The organism is Blautia sp. HCP3S3_C4 (assembly GCF_052064095.1).
Classification (GTDB): domain Bacteria; phylum Bacillota; class Clostridia; order Lachnospirales; family Lachnospiraceae; genus Blautia_A.
The window spans coordinates 40,800-62,527 of the sequence record NZ_JBQHWF010000014.1; the positions used below are offsets into that span (position 1 = coordinate 40,800).

A 21,728-nucleotide genomic window follows, 5' to 3' on the forward strand; every position below is an offset into this window, starting at 1 on the left:
AATAATTCTCATTCAGTGTTTTACCTGATCATGGTTATGAAATATAGCAGAAAGATGCTGGACGATAAGATGTCAGAGAGAACAAAAGAAATCTTTGAAATATAGCACCTGTTGAAACAATCCATCAGTATATAGAGAGTCAGGGTGAGAAAGATAAACCGGGCAGTAAAAATAAGGATCTATCCAAATAAAGAACAGATAACCCAGATAGAGAAGACAATCGGCTGCAGTCGTTTTCTCTATAACCGGATGCTTGCGGATAAGATCCGTTATTATCAGGAAGAAAAAAAGATGCTGAAAAATACGCCGGCCGGATATAAAAAAGAATATCCATGGCTGAAAGAGGTAGATTCTCTTGCGCTGGCGAATGTACAGTTAAATCTGGAAGGGGCTTTCCGGAAATTTTTCCGGGAACCGGGAGTGGGATTTCCGCATTATAAATCAAAAAAACATTCGCGGAAATCCTATACAACGAATATGGTAAATGGGAATATCTGTCTGCAGGACAGGTTCCTGAAACTGCCAAAGATGCAGCCGGTAAAAATAAAGCTCCACCATATGATCCCGGAGGGATGGAAGCTGAAATCAGTGACTGTGAGCAGGGAACCGTCCGGAAAATATTTTGCCAGTCTGCTGTTCGACTGTGAAAACCAAACAGCGGAGAAAAGACAGGCGGAAAAATTTCTGGGGATCGATTTTGCCATGCATGGAATGTGTGTATTTTCCACCGGTGAAAGGACCGGATATCCCATGTTTTACCGGAATGCAGAGAAAAAACTTGCCCGGGAACAGAGAAAGCTTTCCAGATGTGAAAAGGGCAGCCGTAACTATCAGAAACAGAAGAAAAAGATTGCATTATATCATGAAAAGATAAAGAACCAGAGGAAGGACTTCCAGCATAAGCTCAGCCACAGCCTTGCAGAAGACTATGACGCGGTATGTGTGGAGGATCTGAACCTGAAGGGGATAGCCGGAGGTCTGCATTTCGGAAAAGGGATACAGGATAACGGATACGGTCAGTTCCTTTCCATGCTTGGATATAAGCTGGAAGAACGTGGAAAATATCTGATAAAAGTAGACAGATATTTTGCATCCAGTAAGATATGCAGCGTATGCGGACATAAGAAGAAAGAGCTGGCATTATCAGAACGGATATACCTATGCGAATGTGGAAACCGGATGGACCGGGATGTGAATGCGGCGGTCAATATTCTGAAAGAAGGAAAAAGAATATATAAAAAATGTGCATAATATCACAGAAAAGATCCGTAACCGGATAAAAAAGAACCGCGGGACACGCGGGGATAGCCTGTTTTAGCTTTGCCCTGAAGGGCAATCGAGCAGGAAGCTCCCACTTCAAAATCTGTAAGATTTAAGTGACGGGAGTATGTCACGAATGTAAATGGGAAACGGATCTACAGTAAACCCACAAAAACCGTGAATTTTCGTTCCTGATGCTTGAAAAACAAAGTCCCCCGGTTAGTTGACCGGGGGATTGCTTTATTTTACCTCTACTAATTCAATTTTGAAGTTCAGTTCTTTTCCGGCCATTTCATGGTTGGCATCGAAAGTGATGTTTTTCTCATCCTTGGCTGTTACTTTTACCGGGAATGGCTGTCCGTACTGGTTGGACAGATATACCTGCTGGCCTACCGTAAGGTCCTCAGAGCCTGGAAGCTGAGCGATCTCCATAGTGAAAATAGCGTTGGGATCAGCCTGGCCGTATGCTTCCTCAGGCATCAGATGTACATCGATCACCTGACCTACTTCCATGTCTGCTACAGCAGCATCGAAGCCTCTGATCATCTGGCCTGCGCCACAGATAAATTCCAGTGGTTCTCCACGGTCATAAGAGGAATCAAACTGTGTTCCGTCATTAAAGGTACCTTTGTAATGAGTACGGCAGGTCTTGCCCACATTCCGTCCTGTGATCGGGTTATGGGATCCGCAGCTTCCACCACAGCCACCGCCGCAGCTGTCACCACAGGAATGTCCCTCTTCATGGCTGCCGCAGGAATGCTCTTCCCCATGGTGATGATCACAATTCACGCCGGAAGACACTAATTCGCCCTTCAGATAAGCTTCCACAGCCTGATCTGCATCTCCCTGGGCTCCTGAACAAAACTCGATCCCAGCCTCTGTGAGAGCCGCCTGTGCACCGCCACCAATACCACCGCAGATCAGCACATCTACATTCTGTCCATCCAGCAAGCCAGCCAGAGCACCGTGGCCGCTGCCGTTGGAACTAATGACCTCACTGGAAATCACCTGGTTATTCTCTACTTCATACACCTTGAAGTTTTCTGTTTTCCCAAAATGCTGAAAAATATTTCCGTTATCATAGGTTACTGCAATTCTCATGTGAAAAATCCTCCAATTTTAATACAAATGTCGTTCAGTCCAGTATATCTTGTAAAGGCAATAAAATCAAGAGAAATCAAGGCTTTTGCCGGTTTTTAAAGACTCTGTCATCTTTATATAAACGGCGACATTTTTCACTGGTAAGTCTTTAATTTTCGGTGGTCAGACCCCTCCTATTATTGACGAATTTTTATTTCTGAGTTATCATGAAAATATAAAAGAATGTTTCATTTGCAGGAGTATCTCATGAAGGTAAAAAACAGTATTTCCACAACAATGAGAACCTTAAAAGGCAAAGAAACCAAAGACAAATCGGCAAAAAATATTTTTTCATATAAGCCGATCATGGGCAATATTCTAAAGTACACGGTGACAGAATACAGTGATTGTTCTCTGGAGGAGATCATAAACTGCATTGAGGGAGATACCATCCAGACAGGAACCGCATTTGTAGAAGAAGATATGGCAGGAAGCATCCGGGGTGAGCTGACGGAATTCAACACAACAGATGAGGCACCGGCAGTTTTTGATATCCTGTTTCGTTCCCTGCTTCCAAAGAAAAAGGAAAATATCCTGGTAAATCTTCATGTGGATTTTGAATTGCAGAAGAATTACCGGCCTGGGTATCCTGTTATTAAAAGAGGCATATACTATGGATGCCGGAAATTATCCTCACAGCTGGATAAAGTAGGGAAGAATGGGAAAGGCTATAAATATCTGGAAAAGGTGTACAGTATCTGGATCTGTCTTGACAATATTCCTAAAGAGCAGCAGAATACCGTATCCTATTACAAGATACATAATTATAAAAACGAAGGCTTCCGTGTCCCTGACATTCAGATCGATGCTGCAGAAGCAGACCTTATGGAAGTTGTTATAATACGTCTTGGAGGGGAAGCGCAAAATGAAAAAGGACTAATGGATCTTTTATATGGTGTATTTTCCGGTGATCAGAAGAAAGTCTTGTCTTACATTCCGGATTCAGACAGTCAGATCCGGCAAAAGGAGGTATCCGATATGTTGAGTATGATTTCCTATGCAGAAGAAAGAGGCGAGAAAAAAGGTGAAAAGAAAGGTATTAAGAAGGGCATTAAGAAGGGCGAGAATCGTCTTGGGATGCTTATGAAAATACTTTTAGATAATAAACGTTATGCAGATGCGAAAAGAGCATCTGAAGATGAAACATACAGGGAACAATTATATAAAGAGTTTAAAATCTAGCCAGTGGTTTCTTTATGCCGGAATCGGAACTGGGAGCTGTCAGCTATGTAAAAAATACTGGTAAACCAGTACGGAGAGTCTTTGATCATATTGGTCAGAGGCTCTTTTTTGTACAAAGAAGAACCCCGATCGAAATGATCGGGGTTCCCTTTTAGGAATCTGTATTATTTACCCAAATGGATTGTTTTACAGTTACTTTCTTTACATTTGACCACTGGCTGAATACTTTCTTGCCGTCTTCAGATGTTCTGTTGAATGCGTGGAGACCTGCATAGTAGGTTTTTTTCTTCACATTCTTGAATGTTGCTGTTAGATTATTTTCGGTGGTCAGACCCTACCAGGTAAGTACTTTGGATATGGTTGTTGGGTCTTTACATAGAAAAGTAGCAATGTCTTTAAAAGATGTTCCTTTTGCTAATTCATTTTCGATGTAAATTCGGTCATTTAATGTTAAGTGTTTCTGATTTCCTGGTATATATTTACTCATGATAATTCTCCTTCTACTGCTGTCAGAAGGAAATACAACCATAACATTATTGTGTGAAAGAGTAAATATCTACTATGCGAGAGTAAATTCCATCGCCCAGTGGGGCAGTGGAATTTAAGAATTCATTTTAGGGCTCATACAATTATCACAGTAGTATATTGATTTCATGATCTGCATATGCTATAATGTCAGTAGACAAGAGAAACAAGAAATCCATGTAGTTCAACTACAGCAAAAGCCCCGAAGTTGCGACCTTCGGGGCTTTTGATTCCCTATTTGAGATGGAAGGGATTAAATCCATAGGTTCATTACCGACTATTGGTCGCTATCCAACCATTTGATAAGATAATGGCAAATTAAATTGCCAATAACATTACCCATAATAGCGACAAAAAGAGAAACAAGAATTTCCATGTAATTCACCTCCCTCCTGTCACCAGTATCGGAGGCGGTAACATAGCAAATATATCATAATTTAGAACGAATTGAAATACTAAACCCGGCATGAATTAACGTGCTGGGCGTTTTTATTTATTTCAATCCATTCTCTAAAACCGTCAATTTTCGATGGTCAGATTTTTCCGGATCATCTTGGCGTCTGCCAGAGGAAGTTTGGGATAGATAGACGGCTTTTCACATTTCCAAAAAGTATCGTTTGTTTTATACTAAAAGTGAAAGGAGGAATGGATTTATATGCCACAGACAATTCATACACTGCTTATTCAATACTTATCAGAGATACAAAAGATATATGGAGCGCATTTAAAAATGCGTGATTCTATACGGTTCCTATGTCAGAGGAGATTATACACCAGATTCAGACATAGATATAATGATTCTGGTAGATCTTTCCGAAGAAGAAATGGATGCATATTCAGATGCTCTTTCAGAACTTGGATTTAAATATAATGTTCAGCATGATATATGGATGATGCCTGTAGTGAAAAATCAGCAGCATTTTTACCACTGGGCAGCGTCTTATCCGTTTTATTCTAATGTTCAAAAGGAGGGAGTTGTTTTATATGAAGCAGTCTGACTCCGTTGATGTGGAAACTGGCAGAGAAATATTTATTTGCAGAATCAGAGAGCCCATCTGAAGATGAAAATACCAATAAACCAGTGCAGTAATAATTCACAATCAAAACCATCCCGACTATTGAACTCATTCTTATAGTTGGGATGGTTTTATGTGTGGGTAAGAAAATTTATGTTATATAAATTTTAGAATTCTTTTATGTGGAGATTATTATCTTTCTGGTTATTTTCGGTGGTCAGACCCCTCCGGTTCTTTCAGAAGAGACTTACCAGTAGAAAAAGAGGACTGGTGACTGTCTATTTTGATTGAAAAAAGACTATATTCATGATAAAATCATATAGGATGCTACCATAACGGTAGGCGGTTGGCCCTCTACGGAGGGACTGAACCCTCCGATTACATAGAAACCCAAACGGGAATCAACGGAAAGGAGGGCTGAGCCTTATGAGTATTGTTGATTTTATCGCAGTAATGAGCTTTGGCTTAACCTGCTTTGGATTAGGATATTCCTTTGGTAAGGATAATAATAAGACACAGAAATAGCCGCCCCGGTCCTGAGAAAACTGAGCGGCTTTTCTAAAGCTTAACATTTAGTATCGGGCCAACCGTCTATCGGTGGCATCTTTTCTATTAATAATATAACATGACTGCTTTTTGATTTCAAGAGAAAACCTATATTTGATAGTGTAAACTTACTGTAGAAAATTAATAGACAGAGTAATGATTCGCAATTAAAACCATCCCGACTATGTATATTATTCATATAGTTGGGATGGTTTTATGTATGGGTAAGGAATTTTATGTTATATAAATTTTAGAATTCTTTTATGTGGAGATTATTATCTTTCCGATTATTTTCGATGGTCAGACCCCAATGTTGGGACCTGTAGTTGTAGTTTCTGCAGGAGCAACTTCTGTAGCATCCTCTACAACAGGTGCTTCTGTTTCATCTGCGAATTCTGCAGGAGCTTCTGTAGCAACTGCTACGTCAGAACCATCGCTGAACTCAGCAGCCCATACCGGCACATTAGAAGTAGCAAGCATTGCAACTACAAGAGACATACTTAATGTCTTTTTAGCCATGCCCTTCTTTGTGTTTTTAATCTTTGTCATGATTATAGTTCCCCTTTGGGTGGTGTACAGGTTGATTTTGGAGGGAATTTTGTGTGGGGAATCGTGTTTAGACTTGGAGAATAGATGGATTTTGTGATTTATAAGTGGGTAATTGTTTGCTCTAACATTAGAAACAGGCAGTTATTACAAATAAGCCAGATGATTTATCGGATAATTCTTCTGGTTTTCCCTGCCCTGACAAAGTTTATTTTCTTATGGTAAGTATAAAAAATATTTGGTACAATAAAGGCATGCGATAACTGTATCCAGGCAACTATTTATAGGAGGCTTACATTGAAGAAGCGTTTTAATATTACCGGTCCATGTGACAGCAGCAGGCACTATATGGTCAGTCTTTCCAGCCGTTTGCAGGAGATCAAAACTTTAGTTGATAATGGTGACTATTTTGTTATAAACCGTGCTCGTCAGTATGGAAAAACAACGATATTAAAAAATCTGAAAAGTTTTCTCAGCGATGAGTATCAGGTGTTTTCAATCAGTTTTGAAGGCTTTACTTATGATGTATTTCAGAGTGAAAACACTTTTTGCCAAAGAGTTTTTAAGCTTCTTTACACCTCAATGGTTTATGGCAGCTTAAACGAAATTCCTGATCTGATCGTAGAAGAATGCAGATCTATGTTTAGTTCCGGGAAACAGAATATAGATCTGTGGACGCTTTCAGATTTTATATCAAATCTTTGCAGACAGATAAAAAAACCGGCAGTACTCATGATCGACGAAGTTGATCAGGCCAGTAACCAACAGATTTTTCTTGCTTTTCTTGGGACACTCAGGGATCAGTATATTAACAGGAATGAACGTCCTGCTTTTCAGTCTGTTATATTGGCCGGTGTATATGATATTAAAAATCTGAAACTGAGGATTCGACCGGAACAGGAGCATCAGTACAACAGCCCCTGGAATATTGCCGCAAAATTTGATATAGATATGAGTTTTTCGGTAAAAGATATTGAAGGAATGCTTTCGGAATACGCAGATGATCGGAAAATAGAGATTGACCATTTAAATGCTGCCAGAATCATTTACGATTACACAAGCGGATATCCTTATCTGGTTTCCGCAGTTTGTAAAAACATTGATGAACAGGTATTTCCGGAGCATCCGGATTATGCATGGCGCACAGAGGGAATCATGCAGGCAATTCATTTACTGCTGAAACAACCCAATACGCTGTTTGATGACATGATAAAACACCTTGCGGAATATCCGGAGCTGGCAGGGATTCTTCAGAATATTCTTTTCGAAGGTCAGGATTACCCATTTAATGCATATGCAAAGGCATTTAACATCGGCATTATGTTTGGTTTTCTTAAAGATACAGATGGACGGGTTGCTGTTGCAAATAAAATTTTCGAATCACATCTGTATAATTATTTTCTTGCAGAAGAAATTGCAGGAAATACAGCAGAACGTACGGCACTTTCTGATAGAAATCAGTTTATTGTCCATGGGCATCTGGATATGAAAAAAGTGATGGATAAATTTGTACAGTACTATTCAGATATTTATTCGGAATCAGACAGTTCGTTTGTCGAAAAACATGGGCGAAAAATATTTCTGCTTTATTTAAAACCGATCATTAATGGAACGGGAAATTTTTACGTAGAAGCACAGACCAGGGATCTGACCCGTACAGACATTATTGTAGATTACGCGGGAGAACAGTTTATTATTGAATTAAAAATATGGCACGGTGAAGCGTATAAATCCAAAGGTGAGAAACAATTGGCTGAATATTTGGATCTTTATCATCAAGATACAGGTTACCTGCTTACATTTAGTTTTAATGCGAAAAAAGAAATAGGAATGAATAAAATTATATATCAAGATAAAATTTTGTTTGAATATGTTGTGTAGATTGTTATTGTCCCACTATAGAAATAGTATTATACCCGTTCGGGATGATTTAATATAGAAATATATAAATTATACCCGAATGGGATTTTTTTATATAATTACAGCATTTTCACTACATCGGAACCCGGTTCCGATTTTAGGGTAAACGTATCCCTGCCCTGACAAAGTTAAATATTTTCTGCTGGCAAGTATTTGTTGTGTTTGTTATACTGATAGTAGTGAAACCATTACCAATTAAATGTGATCAAAAAATAGAAAAAGGAGGGCGAAAATCCATGGGATTTTATCTGAACAGTGCAGCACCGGGTGCATTATACAAAAGCGAAACTGAGAACCCTTATTTTGTAGATAAGTCACAGCTGCTGGAAGCGCTGATTCCTTTTGTACAGCAGGGTAATAAACACATCTGCATCACCAGACCGCGGCGGTTTGGAAAAACGGTTATGGCAAACATGATTGGTGCCTTTTTTGGAAAAGGCTCCGACACACAGGATATATTTGATGCTTTGCAGATTTCAGCTTCGCCGTTATACGAGGATAACCTGAATCAGCATAACCTTATCTATATAGATTTCAGTAAAATGCCTGCGGAATGTTCTTCTTATACCGCATATATTTCAAGAATTGAAAAGAGATTAAAGATGGATCTGTTAAAGGATTTCCCGGATGCAGAGTGCAGCATGGAAGATGCCTTATGGGATATTCTGGACAGTATTTTTGATGTATATCATGGACAGAAATTTCTATTTGTCATGGATGAATGGGACTATATTTTTCACAGAGATTTTATTTTGGACAAAGATCGGAAACGATATCTTCAGTTTCTGAGTAATCTTCTGAAAGACCATGCCTATGTGTCTATGTCTTATATGACCGGAATTCTGCCTATTTCCAAATATTCCAGTGGTTCAGAACTAAACATGTTCATGGAGTTTAAAATGACTTCCATGGCAATGTTCGGGGAATATTTTGGTTTCACAGATGAGGAAGTAGATGTTCTTTATGATAAATATCTCCATCTATGCAAAAATCCTCAGGTTTCCAGAGAGGGTCTGCGTGAGTGGTATGATGGATATTTCACTGCCTCCGGCAGACGTCTCTACAATCCAAGATCTGTAGTGATGGCGCTGCGGTTCAATCAGCTGTCAAATTACTGGACCAGCTCCGGGCCTTATGATGAAATTTTTTATTATATACGAAATGATATAGAACACATACGGGATGACCTGGCACTGATGATTTCAGGAGAGGGGATCGATGCACGGGTGGAGGAGTTTGCAGCTTCTGCCATGGAGCTTCGGACCAAAAACCAGATCTACTCAGCTATGGTAGTCTATGGACTGCTGACCTATACAAAGGGAAAAGTATTTATTCCCAACAGGGAATTAATGTTCAAATACGAGGAGCTTCTGCGCAGTGAGAAAAGTTTGGGTTATGTCTACCGTCTGGCCAGTATTTCCGACCAGATGCTAAAAGCAACCCTGTCCGGAGATACCGACCGGATGGCTGAGATCCTGCAGTTGGCACACAATACAGAAACACCGATTCTTTCGTATAATAACGAGACGGAACTGGCTGCGGTAGTCAATCTGGTATATTTATCTGCCAGAGACCGATACCGGGTGGAACGTGAAGATAAAGCAGGTAAAGGATTTGTAGATTTCATTTTTTATCCGGAAAACCCGGCAGATACAGGGCTGATCCTGGAATTAAAAGCAGGTCACTCACCGGAAGAAGCAATCCGGCAGATCAGAGAAAAACAGTATGCGCTCCGCTTTAGGGGAAAGCCTGGGGAAAAGGAAAGATACACCGGGCAGATCCTGGGTGTGGGAATCAGTTATGATAAAGACACAAAAGAACACCATTGTAAAATAGAACAATTGTAATAGCAACCATTCATGATAAAAACCATCCCGACTATGTATATTATTCATACAGCTGGGATGGTTTTATGTGTGGGCAAGGAATTCTATGTTATATAAATTTTAGAATTGTTTTATGTGGAGATTATTATCTTTCCGGTTATTTTCGATGGTCAGACCCCTACAGTGTTCCGATACAGTACCAAATCTTTCCGTGTTCCTTTTTCATTAGGCTGCATCAAATAATTTCACCCCTTCTTTCTTTACATTCGCATAAAACGGGTATACATCAACCCAGTTCTGAAAATGCTGCTGACTTTTTGCTATCGGTTTAATATCAAGGTCATGATCCATATTAAAATCAAAAGTTTCTCCTGACAGTTCATGGCGATATTGTTTAATATCCATATCTGACAAGTCCAGGAGAATCATTATATCTATATCAGAATCTGCCTTATAATCTCCCCTTGCATAGGAGCCATACAAAATTACTGTCTTTAAATGATTTCCATATATCTTCCGTAATATTTCGGTATACTGATCTAACAGCATTTTTATTGCTACCGGCATAATGTTTTCTCCTTTCCTACTTCGACACTTTTTCTTTATTATAACCGAACCACTATATCTTTTCTACTGCTTTCACACACTTATTTTCGGTGATCAGACCCTTACGGGCTAACTGCAATCAAAACCATCCCGACTATGTACATTATTCATATAGCTGGGATGGTTTTATGTATGGGTAAGGAATTTTATGTTATATAAATTTTAGAATTCTTTTATGCGGAGATTATTATCTTTCCGGTTATTTTCGATGGTCAGACCCGTGCGCCCCTGTTTGTAAACTTACTGTAGAAAATTAATAGACAGAGTAATAATTCGCAATTAAAACCATTCCGACTATGTATATTATTCATATAGTTGGGATGGTTTTATGTATGGGTAAGGAATTTTATGTTATATAAATTTTAGAATTTTTTTATGTGAAGATTATTATCTTTCCGATTATTTTCGGTGGTCAGACCCCTCCAGTAAACGTATCTTGCTGAGCGGACTGCTCTTGCAGCAATCTTTATCAGCTTCAAACGAATGGTATCCACCTGTTGCTTTCGCATATTTGCAGGGAGTACCACTCGCCTAAACCAATTGAATAAGTTGTAGGCAAGCATATGAAGTCTCATGCGGTTGGCATTTACTACTTTGGAATGACTGCTGACAGCAGCAAAGTCAAATCCACCTTTGCCCTCTTTTATGAAATTTTCCATCTTGCCACGCCCACAGTAAAACTGGATGACCTGATAAGGTTCCATATCCATGTTTGTAACAATAAAGGTGTACATATGCGTCAGCTGACCGTATGGTTTTTCAATCTTGAAAACCATGCGCCTTGGATAATCCCAGGAGCCGGCCTGATACAGAAATTCACCATAAGTTACAGCATAGCTGATCTGGTCCTCTTTGGTTGCTTTGTATAAATCTTCATCTTTATCCGAAGCAAGAGCCACGAGTGAAGAATTCTGTTTTAAGCGGATGGCATAGGAACAGCCATTCATCTCACAGGTTTTATAAAGTTTGGGAGATGAGAATCCACTGTCACCACGAAGGTATGTTTTGATGCCTCTTTCCAGATATTCCTGAAAAAGGGGTTCCATAAATTTATCAGCATCATTGCTGCAGTGAAGTGTTCCATCACGAAGTTCTGCCTTCAACAGATCCCCGGTCAGACCATCATAGCAGAGCAAAGGATGGTATCCGTGTGCCTGATAATGGAAGTTGAAACCTTCCCCTTCCTGATTGCCGTATGTGCCAAATAAAGTACTGTCCAGATCCAGAAGCATATGCTCCGGACACTTTATGGAATAGATGATATCCCTAAGGCTTTTATCAATGTCATCAAACTGCAGGAGTGTATCTTCATCCATACGGTTGAAAAATCTTGATAGTGTTGGCTGTGAAGCCAGACTGTTCTTTTCAAGAATGGCATTGAAAACAGGATCAATGGCCAGTTCATCAGCACAGTCATCCTCGAAATAGGCTGAGATAATCTGATAAATCATCTGCATCAGGTTTTCATCGTCTTTGTGAAAACGGACTGATGTATCATTGGTTTTAAATTTCTTTTTGATCAGCTTGGTGAAGCCGATCTTTGCAGCGAATTCTTTTATCAGGAGAAGTCCTGCATCGGAGGATAAATCGCCTCCGTCAAAATTTATTTTAATCTGTCTATTGCTTTTCAGTGTGAAGGTGTTTAAAATATCCATAGAGAGACCCTTTCTGCGGTATTTATTTGGATTCGACACTTAAATTTTACCACATATTTGGTCTCTTTTTCTATTCACTTATTAGATGAAATGCAATAAGCAGCTTAAATACAGTAACTATGTGGCTTTCAGCTACTTTCACGGCACAGCTGTGAATAATTCAGGATAATTTATACTTATACATAAAGATTAACTACTTTTGTAGCTTTACTGTATATCCGTTTTCCGTTTACTGTCTTAAAAGCTCTCACATAATAGTTATAAACCCAGTACAGACCTGTTTGGGAATCATAAGCCTTTGTATCTTTCCAGCTTAAAGCAGAAGCTTTTACTGTTTTAGCAGCTGTACCATTTCGGTAAATTACATATCCTGAAACACCGGCTACTTTTGACCAGGAAATCTGTGTACCGCCGTTACTCATTTTGCATGAAATCTTAGAAGGAGCCGGTACAGCTGCTTTCTTTGATTTCACGGATGAAAATTTGGAATATTTGGTCTTTCCGCTTGCAGTGGTTCCGTAAGCTCGAATCTTAAATGAATATTTTACGCCTGGAACTACAGCAGTATCAAAGCTGAGAGTACCTGTTTTCAGTGTTTTTATTTTCTTATAAGAAGACCGGGAATTTGTTTTGCAGTAAATCTGATATCCCTTGGCACCAGGAACCTTACTCCAGGTTAAATGTATTTGGTTTGCAGCTTTCTGGGAAAGCTTCAACGTTGGTGTTACCAGAGGTGTATCTGTCTCCGATACTCTCACCATTATCTGGCACTGGGCCTGGAAATCTCCTGCGGAGGCAGTGATCACAGCCTGGCCATAACCATTTCCCTTGATGGTTCCATCCTCTGAAACAGATGCAATCTTAGGATTACTGCTTGTCCAGACTACATCTTTGACATCATCGGAATTAGAAGGTGTAAAGGAAGGGGTAAGCTTCTGGGTATTGTCTTCATCAATTGTCAGATTAGTCTGATCCAGAGAAATTCCTTCAAGAGGAGTTGTTACTACCGGAATTTCATAAAGGAATGTATTGGAGCTGTCATAATTATCATTGTCATAATTTCCGGACACCCACACTATATTCCGGCCCCATAAAATTGGCTGGGAATCTGTTTGGATGGTGACATTTTTATATAATTTGGACAATATCACATTTCCGGAACCATCCATCAGAAGGTAATGCAGAATACTCTGATCTGTAGTTTCCTCTGAAAAAAGGACTGCGTACTGATTATTTTCAACCGGAATAAGCTTCGGCTCTGTCAGGGTTACTTCAGCTCCTGATGGAGAATATTGGGTAAGCCAGATAAATTTAGAAAGCATGCTGTTTTTATCTGTGACTATCATAAAAATATTTTGGTTAAGGTTTTCATATCCGGTCTGACCATTTACTGCAAATTCATGAGGAACCGATTTTCCTACAGTGATCAGGTTATTTCCAGCCAGAGAAAATCCGGTTACCTGACATCCGGTGTAATTATCACCTGTAGCACCCATGAAAGGAAACAAATCTACCGCCCTATCCTGAGCAATATATCCGCCAGAATATGCTGAAAAGGAGGACAGAATCAGACCTCTGTAATAGGCATCACCATGGTCCAGGAAATATACACGAGAACCATCATTTACAACAAACTGATTGAAAGAATGACTGCAATAAGGCATGTCTGAATCGATCAGGGTCATATTCTGGGTGTTAATGACAAAAGTGATATCACTCTGATGATGAACCCCTTCCATTCCATACATTTCCCTTCCTGTATGGACAATCAGGGTAGAACCAATTTGAGTCATACGCAGAGATGCTGCATCAAAAGGAATGTAAATTCCCTCAAACATATTTGTATATCCACCACTAATATCTGTTGCTCCAAGCAGTTTCCAGGCACGGCTGTACTTGAGAACCCGGGCAGCAATCACATTATTGTCTTCATTAAGGTTTTTCTGCCCTACTGCAACATAAAAGTTGCCATCAGGTGCAGCGTAAAAGCCTCCCCACAATGGAAGAGGAAGTTGGACTTTTGTTACGCCGGTAATATTAAGATCAGAATTGCAGGCTGCATCATATAAAGTCTGATCCTTCCAGGCAACGATATGCAGACATCCTGTCTCGTCCGTATAATAAGAAGTATATTCGGGATTTGCCCAGTTCCAGCTGTAGGATCTGCTGTTAATTCCCATGCCTTTGAGCTGGGAAAGAGCTTTCCTACGTCCAAAAGAAGATTTTTCAGAATAAGTAGAGGTTCCGGCTGTTATTCCCTGACCTGCGCTTTCTACCAGTATGTCCCCTTCTGGAACAGGTGGGATTTCTTTTTCATCTGAAAAAGGTTCCTCTTCTGTCTCTTCTGAAGTGAATTCGTCCGCTATATCATCGAAATCTGTTGTATTTTCGGACTCTTCAGGTGCAGAAAGATCTTCTGCATTTACTTCCTCTCCTGCATCAGCTTCAACATCAGATGAATCTTCCGCAGTCATCGCATAGCCAGGATCCGTAAAATCGCCTGCTCCATACGCAGAAGCAAAATTCATTAATGCCATAGAAGATGCCAATAATAAAGTAATCAGTTTCTTTTTCATTATTTTCAATTCCTCCTTTGCAATTTCTGCATAGTTTCATATTTATATTTTATCAGAATAGTTATTCATTTGCCAGAAAAATTGCATTAGTTATTCAAATATCCTAAAAAGAACCCCGGTCAATAGACCGAGGTTCTTTTTTTAGGAATCTGTATAAATTTACCCAAAGGGATTATTTTACTCTTACAGCTTTTACATTTGACCAGCGGCTGAATACTTTCTTGCCGTCGTCAGATGTTCTGTTGAATGCATGGAGTCCTGCATAGTAGGTTCCTTTTTCTACATTCTTGAATGTCACTTTAACTACATTTCCTTTAACGTTCTTCTTAACCAGTGTGCCATAGTTTACTGGACGGATTTCTCCGTTCACCTTCTTAGCTGCTGTTCCAAGAACTACATCATAACCCTTAGCATCAGATGCCTGTGTATAGGTTACTGTTACTGTAGATCCTTTTGCTTTTACACTTGTGATTACCGGCTGGGACGGTGTGATGGCAGATACTACGAATGGGAATGCATTAGACCACTCGCCGAATACCTTCTTGCCGTCAGCTCCACGTTTCCAAGCATGGCAGTATGCATAGTAAGTACCCTGCTGAACATATTCAAAGCTTCCTGTTGTCTTAACCTGGTTCTTTGTTACTGCTCCATAGTTCTTGTTTGTGATGCAGTCACGGTCTGCAGAGATTACATAGTCATAACCGGTTGCATTTGCAGATTCTCCACCAAGTACTACAGTTGCTTTATTTCCTGTGATGCTTACATTTGTGATAACCGGTGTTCCGATTGTCTTTCCTGTCTCATCCTCACGTACAACTTTAACTGTCTGGCTTCCTGTGTAGTATTTGGAATCCTTGTTAGCAGTTACTGTTACAGTGTCATCTGCATAAGATACAGTGTACTCTGTATCTGCTACTTTAACGCCTGCGTTGTATACAGTTACAGCTGGTTTCTCGTCTTTCTTGTACTGAGCTTTGTCAAGAACTACCTGTGCATTTGCCATGTCTTTCTTTACAACGCCCCATGTTCCGCTGACTTCACCCTTATATCCGTTGATACCGTGAACAGTTACTTTCATGGTCTTTCCGTTAGTGATATCAGAGATTGCAGAGTAAGTAAGTTTGTAATCCTGGTTTTCAACAAGAGTCTTGCCGCCAACTGTTACAGTAACATTTGGTCTTACCGGCTGTCCTGCTGCATATTCACCATCAGCGATGGTTACATGCTGTTTCATAATTTCATATTTCTTAATATAGAACTTATAATCAGCATTTTTAACTGTGGTGTAAACTGCACCTGTAGAGTCAGTAACCTTATTTGTACCAGTGAAGTTTCCTTTACCGATTACTGCAATATGAGCGATACCTCTGCCAAGTTCACTGTCCTCATAAGTATTTTCTGATTTTCCGTATGTATTATCTACATAAACGATTTCATAATCGTTTTCTGTTACATATTTAGCATATTTTCCGGTAGGTGTAAATACAGCTTTTGCAAATGTATGTGGTTTTCCGTCTACTGCAAAGTATACTTTTCCTTTAGCGTCACACAGATATCCGTCAATACTAACTGTATATGGATTACCTTTCTCATCATATACTTTCAGAGTACCTTCCAGTTCTCTTGCATTGATTTTGAATTCAGCATCCTTCTGTCCAGTGAAGTTCTTGTTTCCTGCAACTGGTTTCAGGATTACATGTCCTGTTCCAACGTTTACATTTGTGCTTGGATATACAAAATCAAACTGTTTGGAAACATCATTTCCGTTTAAGGTTACCTTGTAGATGGTAGGTTTGATTACATTTCCTGTGTAGATTGTTCCTGTGTTTCCGCCTGCAAATTCAACTTTAATATCAGCAGCATTTGCAGCTGTGATCTCATAAGTTGCAGATAATTTAGTATCTGTGTCATAGATACCATCTGCTGGGTTGTTATTGTCACCCAATCCCCTAAGAGTAACAGTTGCTGTTCCTACATCCTTAGCATTCTTGTATCCTTCAATCACGTAGTCAACGCCCTCTGTCAGAGGCTCATTTCCATCCATAACTTTAAGGGTTGGTTTTACAACTGCTCCAGTATAAGTATAGGATTTAGGCTCTACAGTTACTGTGCACTTGGAAAGGTCTCTCTTAGCGATGACAATCTTGTCGCCACGCTCATTTTTACCCTTTGATTCAAATACGCTATCGTCTGTCTCAGTACCTTTATAATTTTTGTTTGTAATCTGTACAGTTTCGATAATCACTTCACCGATCATGTTAGTGGTCTCAAATTTATAAGAAACTGTATAGTCTTTTCCTTCTTCCAGTGTTACATCCTTACCATTAACCTTTGCAGTTACAGTAGTCTTTGGTGCATACTGGGAAGCTTTTGTATATCCTTTTACAAAACGAACTTTATCAGTAAATTTAACGCTTGCTTTTACTGCATTGATATCAAAGTGATAAATCTCTTCACAGCCTTCATAGCTCTTCAGACCTTTGATGATAACTGTTCCGGCTTTCTTTCCGGCATCAACACCCTGTACAACTACTTCGTAGTTTTCCGGTGACAGTTTGCTTCCATCAGCTTTAACAAATACAACTTGGGATTTATCAATAACTCTTTCTTTACCTGTATAAGTAGCGGCTGTTTCAAGATAAGCTTTGGCACCATCAGTTAATTTGTATCCTTCATGAGCAAATGTTTCATTGCCAAGAGTATAGGACACCTTCTGGAATCCAGTTGTGTTATCATATTTTGGTTGATTCGTTTTTGTATCAACTGCTGTGATCTCCAGATCATATGTCTTAGTTCCGGCTGTCGGCGCACCTAATACCTGAACATCGTAATCGGTTCCCATCTTCAGGTTCAGTTCTTCACCTGTTGTCTTGTCATAGAAATGGATATTACGTACTAAAACATTTCCCTTTGCGTCTTCCTCGTAAAAACGTTTATCATTGAATGTTAATACTTTTCCATCGTATGGGATGTTGCTGATCTGGATGTTTACGTTTGCAAGATTTCTTTTGGTAATTTTATAGCTATTTGTTGTCTGCAGATTTGTACCGTTGCTTCTTACAGTATTTGTTGTATAGTTAGGAGCACTGTCCAATGTAACGTTTGCTGTATGTGTAGAATCTGCCTTGAATTCAGCTGCATCTGTCTTATCTGCTTTTACAGATTTAATTACAGCTGCGCCACCAGTTATGCTTGATGTTGCCTTAACATCTGAGATAGCTGGTGTGATTACATTTCCAGTATACTCATATGTCATATTATTTTTAACCATAGATGCTTGGAACTCACCGTTTGCTGCATCTTTAGCTGCAATCTTGTAATCATAATTTAAGCTTCCGGAATACAGTGTTTTGTCCTTTGGTGTTGCTGTAATTGTGAATACAGAATCTGCATCTGTTCCATTACCTTCTTTAAGAGTATAAGTAATGTCAAAATCTCCTGTTTTGAGACTTGCAACTTTTTCCCCGTCGGGTTTGCCATCATCAACTGCAGCATCGAATTTTGCTGTAACATTGCTTAAATTTGGAGCCTGAGGTTTTCCATTATATGTTACCATATGATTAGGTGCATCAGAATATATAAGGCTTGCACGTTTTGTATTGTCCGCTTTTTTATCTGTATTTAAATCTACTGCTGTAACAGTAACTGGTGCACTTTCGTATACCCAAGAATCATTACCGATTGTTGGTGTCCAACCATTATCAGCTTTGTCAGAATAGATACGTAATGTCACTTTTTTTCCTACATCTGCGGAAGTTGGCTGATATGGTTTGATGCCAAATGTACCATAATCATCATAAGTTGAAACAGGTGCTGGTGTCTGAGCAAGTCCATCTACATACCATGTGTAATAAAAATCAGAAACTTCATCACCATCTTTGTCATAGAATTTTCCATTTGCTTTTACCGGATTAGTCCAACCTGTCTGAGAAAGTTTAATATCTGTTTTAGATTCAGATACAGCTGTTGCTGCCTCTGCATCTGCTGCAGTATCTGCTACAGGTGCCTCTGTCTCAGCATCATCTGTAAATGCGTCTGCAGTATCTGCTACAGGTGCTTCTACTTCAGAAGTTACTGCAGCTTCTGTACCGTCACTGAACTCTGCAGCCCATACCGGCACATTAGAAGTAGCAAGCATTGCAACTACAAGAGACATACTTAATGTCTTTTTAGCCATGCCCTTCTTTGTGTTTTTAATCTTTGTCATGATTATAGTTCCCCTTTCCTTAATATAACTATTTTCTTTTTGGGTAAAGATTCCTAGACATAATCTGTCTGTTATGGTTAATAATAGTGCTTTAACCACTTTTTGTCAAGTGTAATGCTTAAGAATTTTACGATTTTTTTAAATTTTCCTGCGTGTTGAATCATTTTATTTCCTTGATTTTTTCCTGCATACCCCCATAATTTGTTACATATTGAGGGTGTTTTCCGGAATTGTCACAAGATGATGTATTTCTATCTACTTATTTCTTTCTCACGATCACCTTATCCAGATGCCAGATATCATCCACGTATTCCTGGATGGTTCTGTCGGAGGTGAATTTGCCGCTGCAGGCGGTGTTGAGGAGGGCTTTCTTTGCCCAGCCTTTTTCATCTTTGTATGCTTCTTCTACGCGCTTCTGAGCGTCTGCGTAGGAGCGGAAGTCTGCAAGGATGAAGTAGCGGTCTGCTCTGTCTGTGTTCTTGTTGGTGAGCAGGGAATCGTACAAGTCGCGGAAGAGCTCTGTATCGCTGGAGAAGGTTCCGTTGATGAGCTGCATCAGTACCTGACGGATTTCTTCGTCTGTGTTGTAGATTACGTTTGGATCATAGCCGCCGTTGTTTTCATAGTTGATAACTTCATCGGAGCTTAATCCGAAAATAAATGCGTTTTCTGCACCTACTTCCTCTACGATCTCTACGTTGGCACCGTCCATGGTTCCCAGTGTAGGTGCACCGTTGAGCATGAACTTCATGTTACCTGTACCGGAAGCTTCCTTGCTGGCTGTAGAGATCTGTTCAGATACATCTGCTGCCGCAAAGATGATCTCTGCGTTGGATACACGGTAGTTTTCAATAAATACAACTTTGATCTTTCCATTAATAGAAGCATCGTTGTTTACCACATCTGCCACGGAGTTGATCAGCTTGATGATCTTCTTGGCTGTAGCATAGCCTGCAGATGCTTTTGCACCGAAAATAAAGGTTCTTGGATAGAATTCCATTTCCGGATGCATTTTGATCTGGTTGTACAGATAAATTACATGGAGGATATTTAACAGCTGACGTTTGTACTCATGGAGTCTCTTAACCTGTACATCAAAGATGGAATGAGGATCTACCTCTACCCCATTATGCTCCAGGATGTATTTAGCCAGGCGCTCTTTATTCTTGAATTTAATATTCATGAATTCCTGGAGTGCCTTTTCATCATCTGCATAAACCTTCAGTTTCTTTAACTGGGACAGGTCTGTGATCCAGTCCGGTCCGATATGCTCTGTGATCCAGTCTGCCAGAAGCGGGTTTGCATGAAGGAGGAAACGTCTCTGGGTGATACCGTTGGTTTTGTTATTAAATTTCTCCGGCATCATTTCATAGAAGTCTCTCAGCTCCTGATTCTTCAGGATTTCTGTGTGCAGACGGGCAACACCGTTTACAGAGTAGCCTGCTGCGATTGCCAGATGTGCCATCTTCACCTGTCCGTCATAGATGATTGCCATCTTTTTGATCTTCTCATAGTTGCCAGGATATTTTGCCTGGATCTCTGCGATAAAGCGGCGGTTGATTTCCTCGATGATCTGGTATACACGCGGAAGCAGTCTGGAGAACAGCTCGATTGGCCATTTCTCAAGTGCCTCGGACATGATGGTATGGTTGGTGTAGGCAACGGATTTGGTTGTGATCTCCCATGCTTCGTCCCAGCCAAGTCCTTCTTCGTCCATGAGGATACGCATTAACTCAGCTACTGCTACAGTTGGATGGGTATCGTTCATCTGGAAGGTTACTTTTTCATATAATTTATGAATGTCATCGTGTTTCTTCTTATATTTAGCGATTGCTTCCTGAAGGCTGGCAGATACAAAGAAGTACTGCTGTTTCAGTCTCAGCTCTTTACCTGCATAATGATTGTCGTTTGGATAAAGAACCTCTACGATATTGCGGGCAAGGTTCTCCTGCTCTACTGCTTTCTTGTAGTCACCCTTGTCAAAGGAATCCAGCTCAAAGTCTACGATAGGCTCTGCATCCCAGATACGGAGAGTATTTACCACATCATTGTCATAGCCTGTGATCGGCATATCATAAGGAATAGCTTTTACTGCCTGGTATCCTTCGTGGATAAATCTGGTAACACCCTTTTCAGCATCATATTCTGCTCTTACATAGCCGCCGAAATGTACTTCCTTGGCATATTCCGGACGACGGAGTTCGAAAGGATAGCCGTTTTTCAGCCAGTTATCCGGTACCTCGATCTGGTAGCCGTCTTTGATCTGCTGTTTGAACATTCCGTAATGGTAACGGATTCCACAGCCATATGCAGCATAGTTTAATGTTGCCAGGGAATCAAGGAAGCATGCAGCCAGTCTTCCCAGACCACCGTTTCCAAGTGCAGGATCCGGTTCCTGGTCTTCGATGCAGTTCAGGTCAAAGCCCAGCTCCTCAAGAGCTTCTTTTACTTCACCGTATCCGCAAAGGTTGATGAGATTGTTGCCCAGGGCACGTCCCATAAGGAATTCCATGGACATGTAATATACAATCTTTGGGTCCTGTTCGTCGTAAGCTTTCTGTGTTTCCAGCCAGTTATCAATGATAACGTCCTTAACTGTGTAGCTTACAGCCTGGAAAATCTGCTCCTGTGTAGCTTCTTCAATTGTTTTTCGGTAGAGGAATTTTACGTTGTCTTTGACACTTTTTTTAAATGCCTCTTTCTTGAACATTTCGTTTGTCATT

Annotated in this window: 11 protein-coding genes and 3 pseudogenes; 5 read left to right on the forward strand and 9 right to left on the reverse strand. The window is 40.0% G+C overall.

The window, feature by feature from the left end:
* Positions 1 to 144 precede the first annotated feature (144 nt).
* Positions 145 to 1,251 carry an RNA-guided endonuclease TnpB family protein gene (locus tag ACTNC6_RS12585; RefSeq protein WP_441044254.1) on the forward strand — a complete coding sequence of 369 codons (1,107 nt, stop codon included), beginning with the start codon at positions 145 to 147 and terminating at the stop codon, positions 1,249 to 1,251.
* A 249-nt stretch (positions 1,252 to 1,500) separates the two neighbouring features.
* Here ACTNC6_RS12585 and ACTNC6_RS12590 read toward each other — a convergent pair whose 3' ends face one another.
* Entirely contained in the window at positions 1,501 to 2,361 is an 861-nt protein-coding gene (locus tag ACTNC6_RS12590) for an FKBP-type peptidyl-prolyl cis-trans isomerase (protein WP_441044255.1), read from the reverse strand.
* 246 nt (positions 2,362 to 2,607) lie between these two features.
* Here ACTNC6_RS12590 and ACTNC6_RS12595 point away from each other — a divergent pair, with 246 nt between their 5' ends.
* Positions 2,608 to 3,582 carry a hypothetical protein gene (locus tag ACTNC6_RS12595; RefSeq protein WP_441044256.1) on the forward strand — a complete coding sequence of 325 codons (975 nt, stop codon included), beginning with the start codon at positions 2,608 to 2,610 and terminating at the stop codon, positions 3,580 to 3,582.
* Positions 3,583 to 3,733: 151 nt separating this feature from the next.
* Here the strand turns inward: ACTNC6_RS12595 and ACTNC6_RS12600 are convergent, their stop codons facing one another.
* Positions 3,734 to 3,874 (reverse strand): hypothetical protein, encoded by a 141-nt coding sequence (locus tag ACTNC6_RS12600; RefSeq protein ID WP_441044257.1) that lies wholly within the window; start codon positions 3,872 to 3,874, stop codon positions 3,734 to 3,736.
* 57 nt (positions 3,875 to 3,931) lie between these two features.
* Positions 3,932 to 4,069: pseudogene (locus ACTNC6_RS12605) on the reverse strand (helix-turn-helix domain-containing protein); the annotation flags it as partial.
* A 693-nt stretch (positions 4,070 to 4,762) separates the two neighbouring features.
* Between ACTNC6_RS12605 and ACTNC6_RS12610 the strand changes: the two are divergent.
* A pseudogene (locus ACTNC6_RS12610) lies at positions 4,763 to 5,105 on the forward strand (nucleotidyltransferase domain-containing protein).
* Positions 5,106 to 5,969: 864 nt separating this feature from the next.
* On the opposite strand, the gene ACTNC6_RS12615 reads toward ACTNC6_RS12610, so the two are convergent.
* Positions 5,970 to 6,218: a hypothetical protein gene (locus ACTNC6_RS12615; protein WP_441044258.1), complete on the reverse strand. Its 249-nt coding sequence runs from the start codon at positions 6,216 to 6,218 to the stop codon at positions 5,970 to 5,972.
* Positions 6,219 to 6,512: 294 nt separating this feature from the next.
* On the opposite strand from ACTNC6_RS12615, the gene ACTNC6_RS12620 reads away from it, so the two are divergent.
* On the forward strand, positions 6,513 to 8,096 hold the full coding sequence (locus ACTNC6_RS12620; protein ID WP_441035169.1) for an AAA-like domain-containing protein: 1,584 nt from the start codon (positions 6,513 to 6,515) through the stop codon (positions 8,094 to 8,096).
* Positions 8,097 to 8,371: 275 nt separating this feature from the next.
* Positions 8,372 to 9,982 (forward strand): AAA family ATPase, encoded by a 1,611-nt coding sequence (locus tag ACTNC6_RS12625; RefSeq protein WP_441044259.1) that lies wholly within the window; start codon positions 8,372 to 8,374, stop codon positions 9,980 to 9,982.
* Positions 9,983 to 10,186: 204 nt separating this feature from the next.
* On the opposite strand, the gene ACTNC6_RS12630 is transcribed toward ACTNC6_RS12625, so the two are convergent.
* From ACTNC6_RS12630 to ACTNC6_RS12650, 5 genes and pseudogenes are all read right to left on the reverse strand, one after another.
* The gene (locus tag ACTNC6_RS12630) at positions 10,187 to 10,528 is read right to left on the reverse strand and encodes a nucleotidyltransferase domain-containing protein (RefSeq protein WP_441035172.1); all 342 of its coding nucleotides are present in this window, start codon (positions 10,526 to 10,528) and stop codon (positions 10,187 to 10,189) included.
* A gap of 458 nt (positions 10,529 to 10,986) precedes the next feature.
* Positions 10,987 to 12,222, reverse strand: a pseudogene (locus ACTNC6_RS12635) (IS1380 family transposase); the annotation flags it as partial.
* Between the two features lie 176 nt (positions 12,223 to 12,398).
* Positions 12,399 to 14,798: an Ig-like domain-containing protein gene (locus ACTNC6_RS12640; protein WP_441035174.1), complete on the reverse strand. Its 2,400-nt coding sequence runs from the start codon at positions 14,796 to 14,798 to the stop codon at positions 12,399 to 12,401.
* 172 nt (positions 14,799 to 14,970) lie between these two features.
* Positions 14,971 to 19,005 (reverse strand): hypothetical protein, encoded by a 4,035-nt coding sequence (locus tag ACTNC6_RS12645; RefSeq protein WP_441044260.1) that lies wholly within the window; start codon positions 19,003 to 19,005, stop codon positions 14,971 to 14,973.
* 259 nt (positions 19,006 to 19,264) lie between these two features.
* Positions 19,265 to 21,727: a glycogen/starch/alpha-glucan phosphorylase gene (locus ACTNC6_RS12650; RefSeq protein ID WP_441044261.1), complete on the reverse strand. Its 2,463-nt coding sequence runs from the start codon at positions 21,725 to 21,727 to the stop codon at positions 19,265 to 19,267.
* Between the last annotated feature and the right edge of the window lies 1 nt (position 21,728).

Excerpts from the sequence above, each read along its gene's own strand:
- ACTNC6_RS12630 (WP_441035172.1), bottom strand. The coding sequence starts at position 10,528 with ATGCCGGTAGCAATAAAAATGCTGTTAGATCAGTATACCGAAATATTA.
- ACTNC6_RS12595 (WP_441044256.1), top strand. The coding sequence starts at position 2,608 with ATGAAGGTAAAAAACAGTATTTCCACAACAATGAGAACCTTAAAAGGC.
- ACTNC6_RS12645 (WP_441044260.1), bottom strand. The coding sequence starts at position 19,005 with ATGACAAAGATTAAAAACACAAAGAAGGGCATGGCTAAAAAGACATTA.
- ACTNC6_RS12615 (WP_441044258.1), bottom strand. The coding sequence starts at position 6,218 with ATGACAAAGATTAAAAACACAAAGAAGGGCATGGCTAAAAAGACATTA.
- ACTNC6_RS12590 (WP_441044255.1), bottom strand. The coding sequence starts at position 2,361 with ATGAGAATTGCAGTAACCTATGATAACGGAAATATTTTTCAGCATTTT.
- ACTNC6_RS12625 (WP_441044259.1), top strand. The coding sequence starts at position 8,372 with ATGGGATTTTATCTGAACAGTGCAGCACCGGGTGCATTATACAAAAGC.
- ACTNC6_RS12650 (WP_441044261.1), bottom strand. The coding sequence starts at position 21,727 with ATGACAAACGAAATGTTCAAGAAAGAGGCATTTAAAAAAAGTGTCAAA.
- ACTNC6_RS12640 (WP_441035174.1), bottom strand. The coding sequence starts at position 14,798 with ATGAAAAAGAAACTGATTACTTTATTATTGGCATCTTCTATGGCATTA.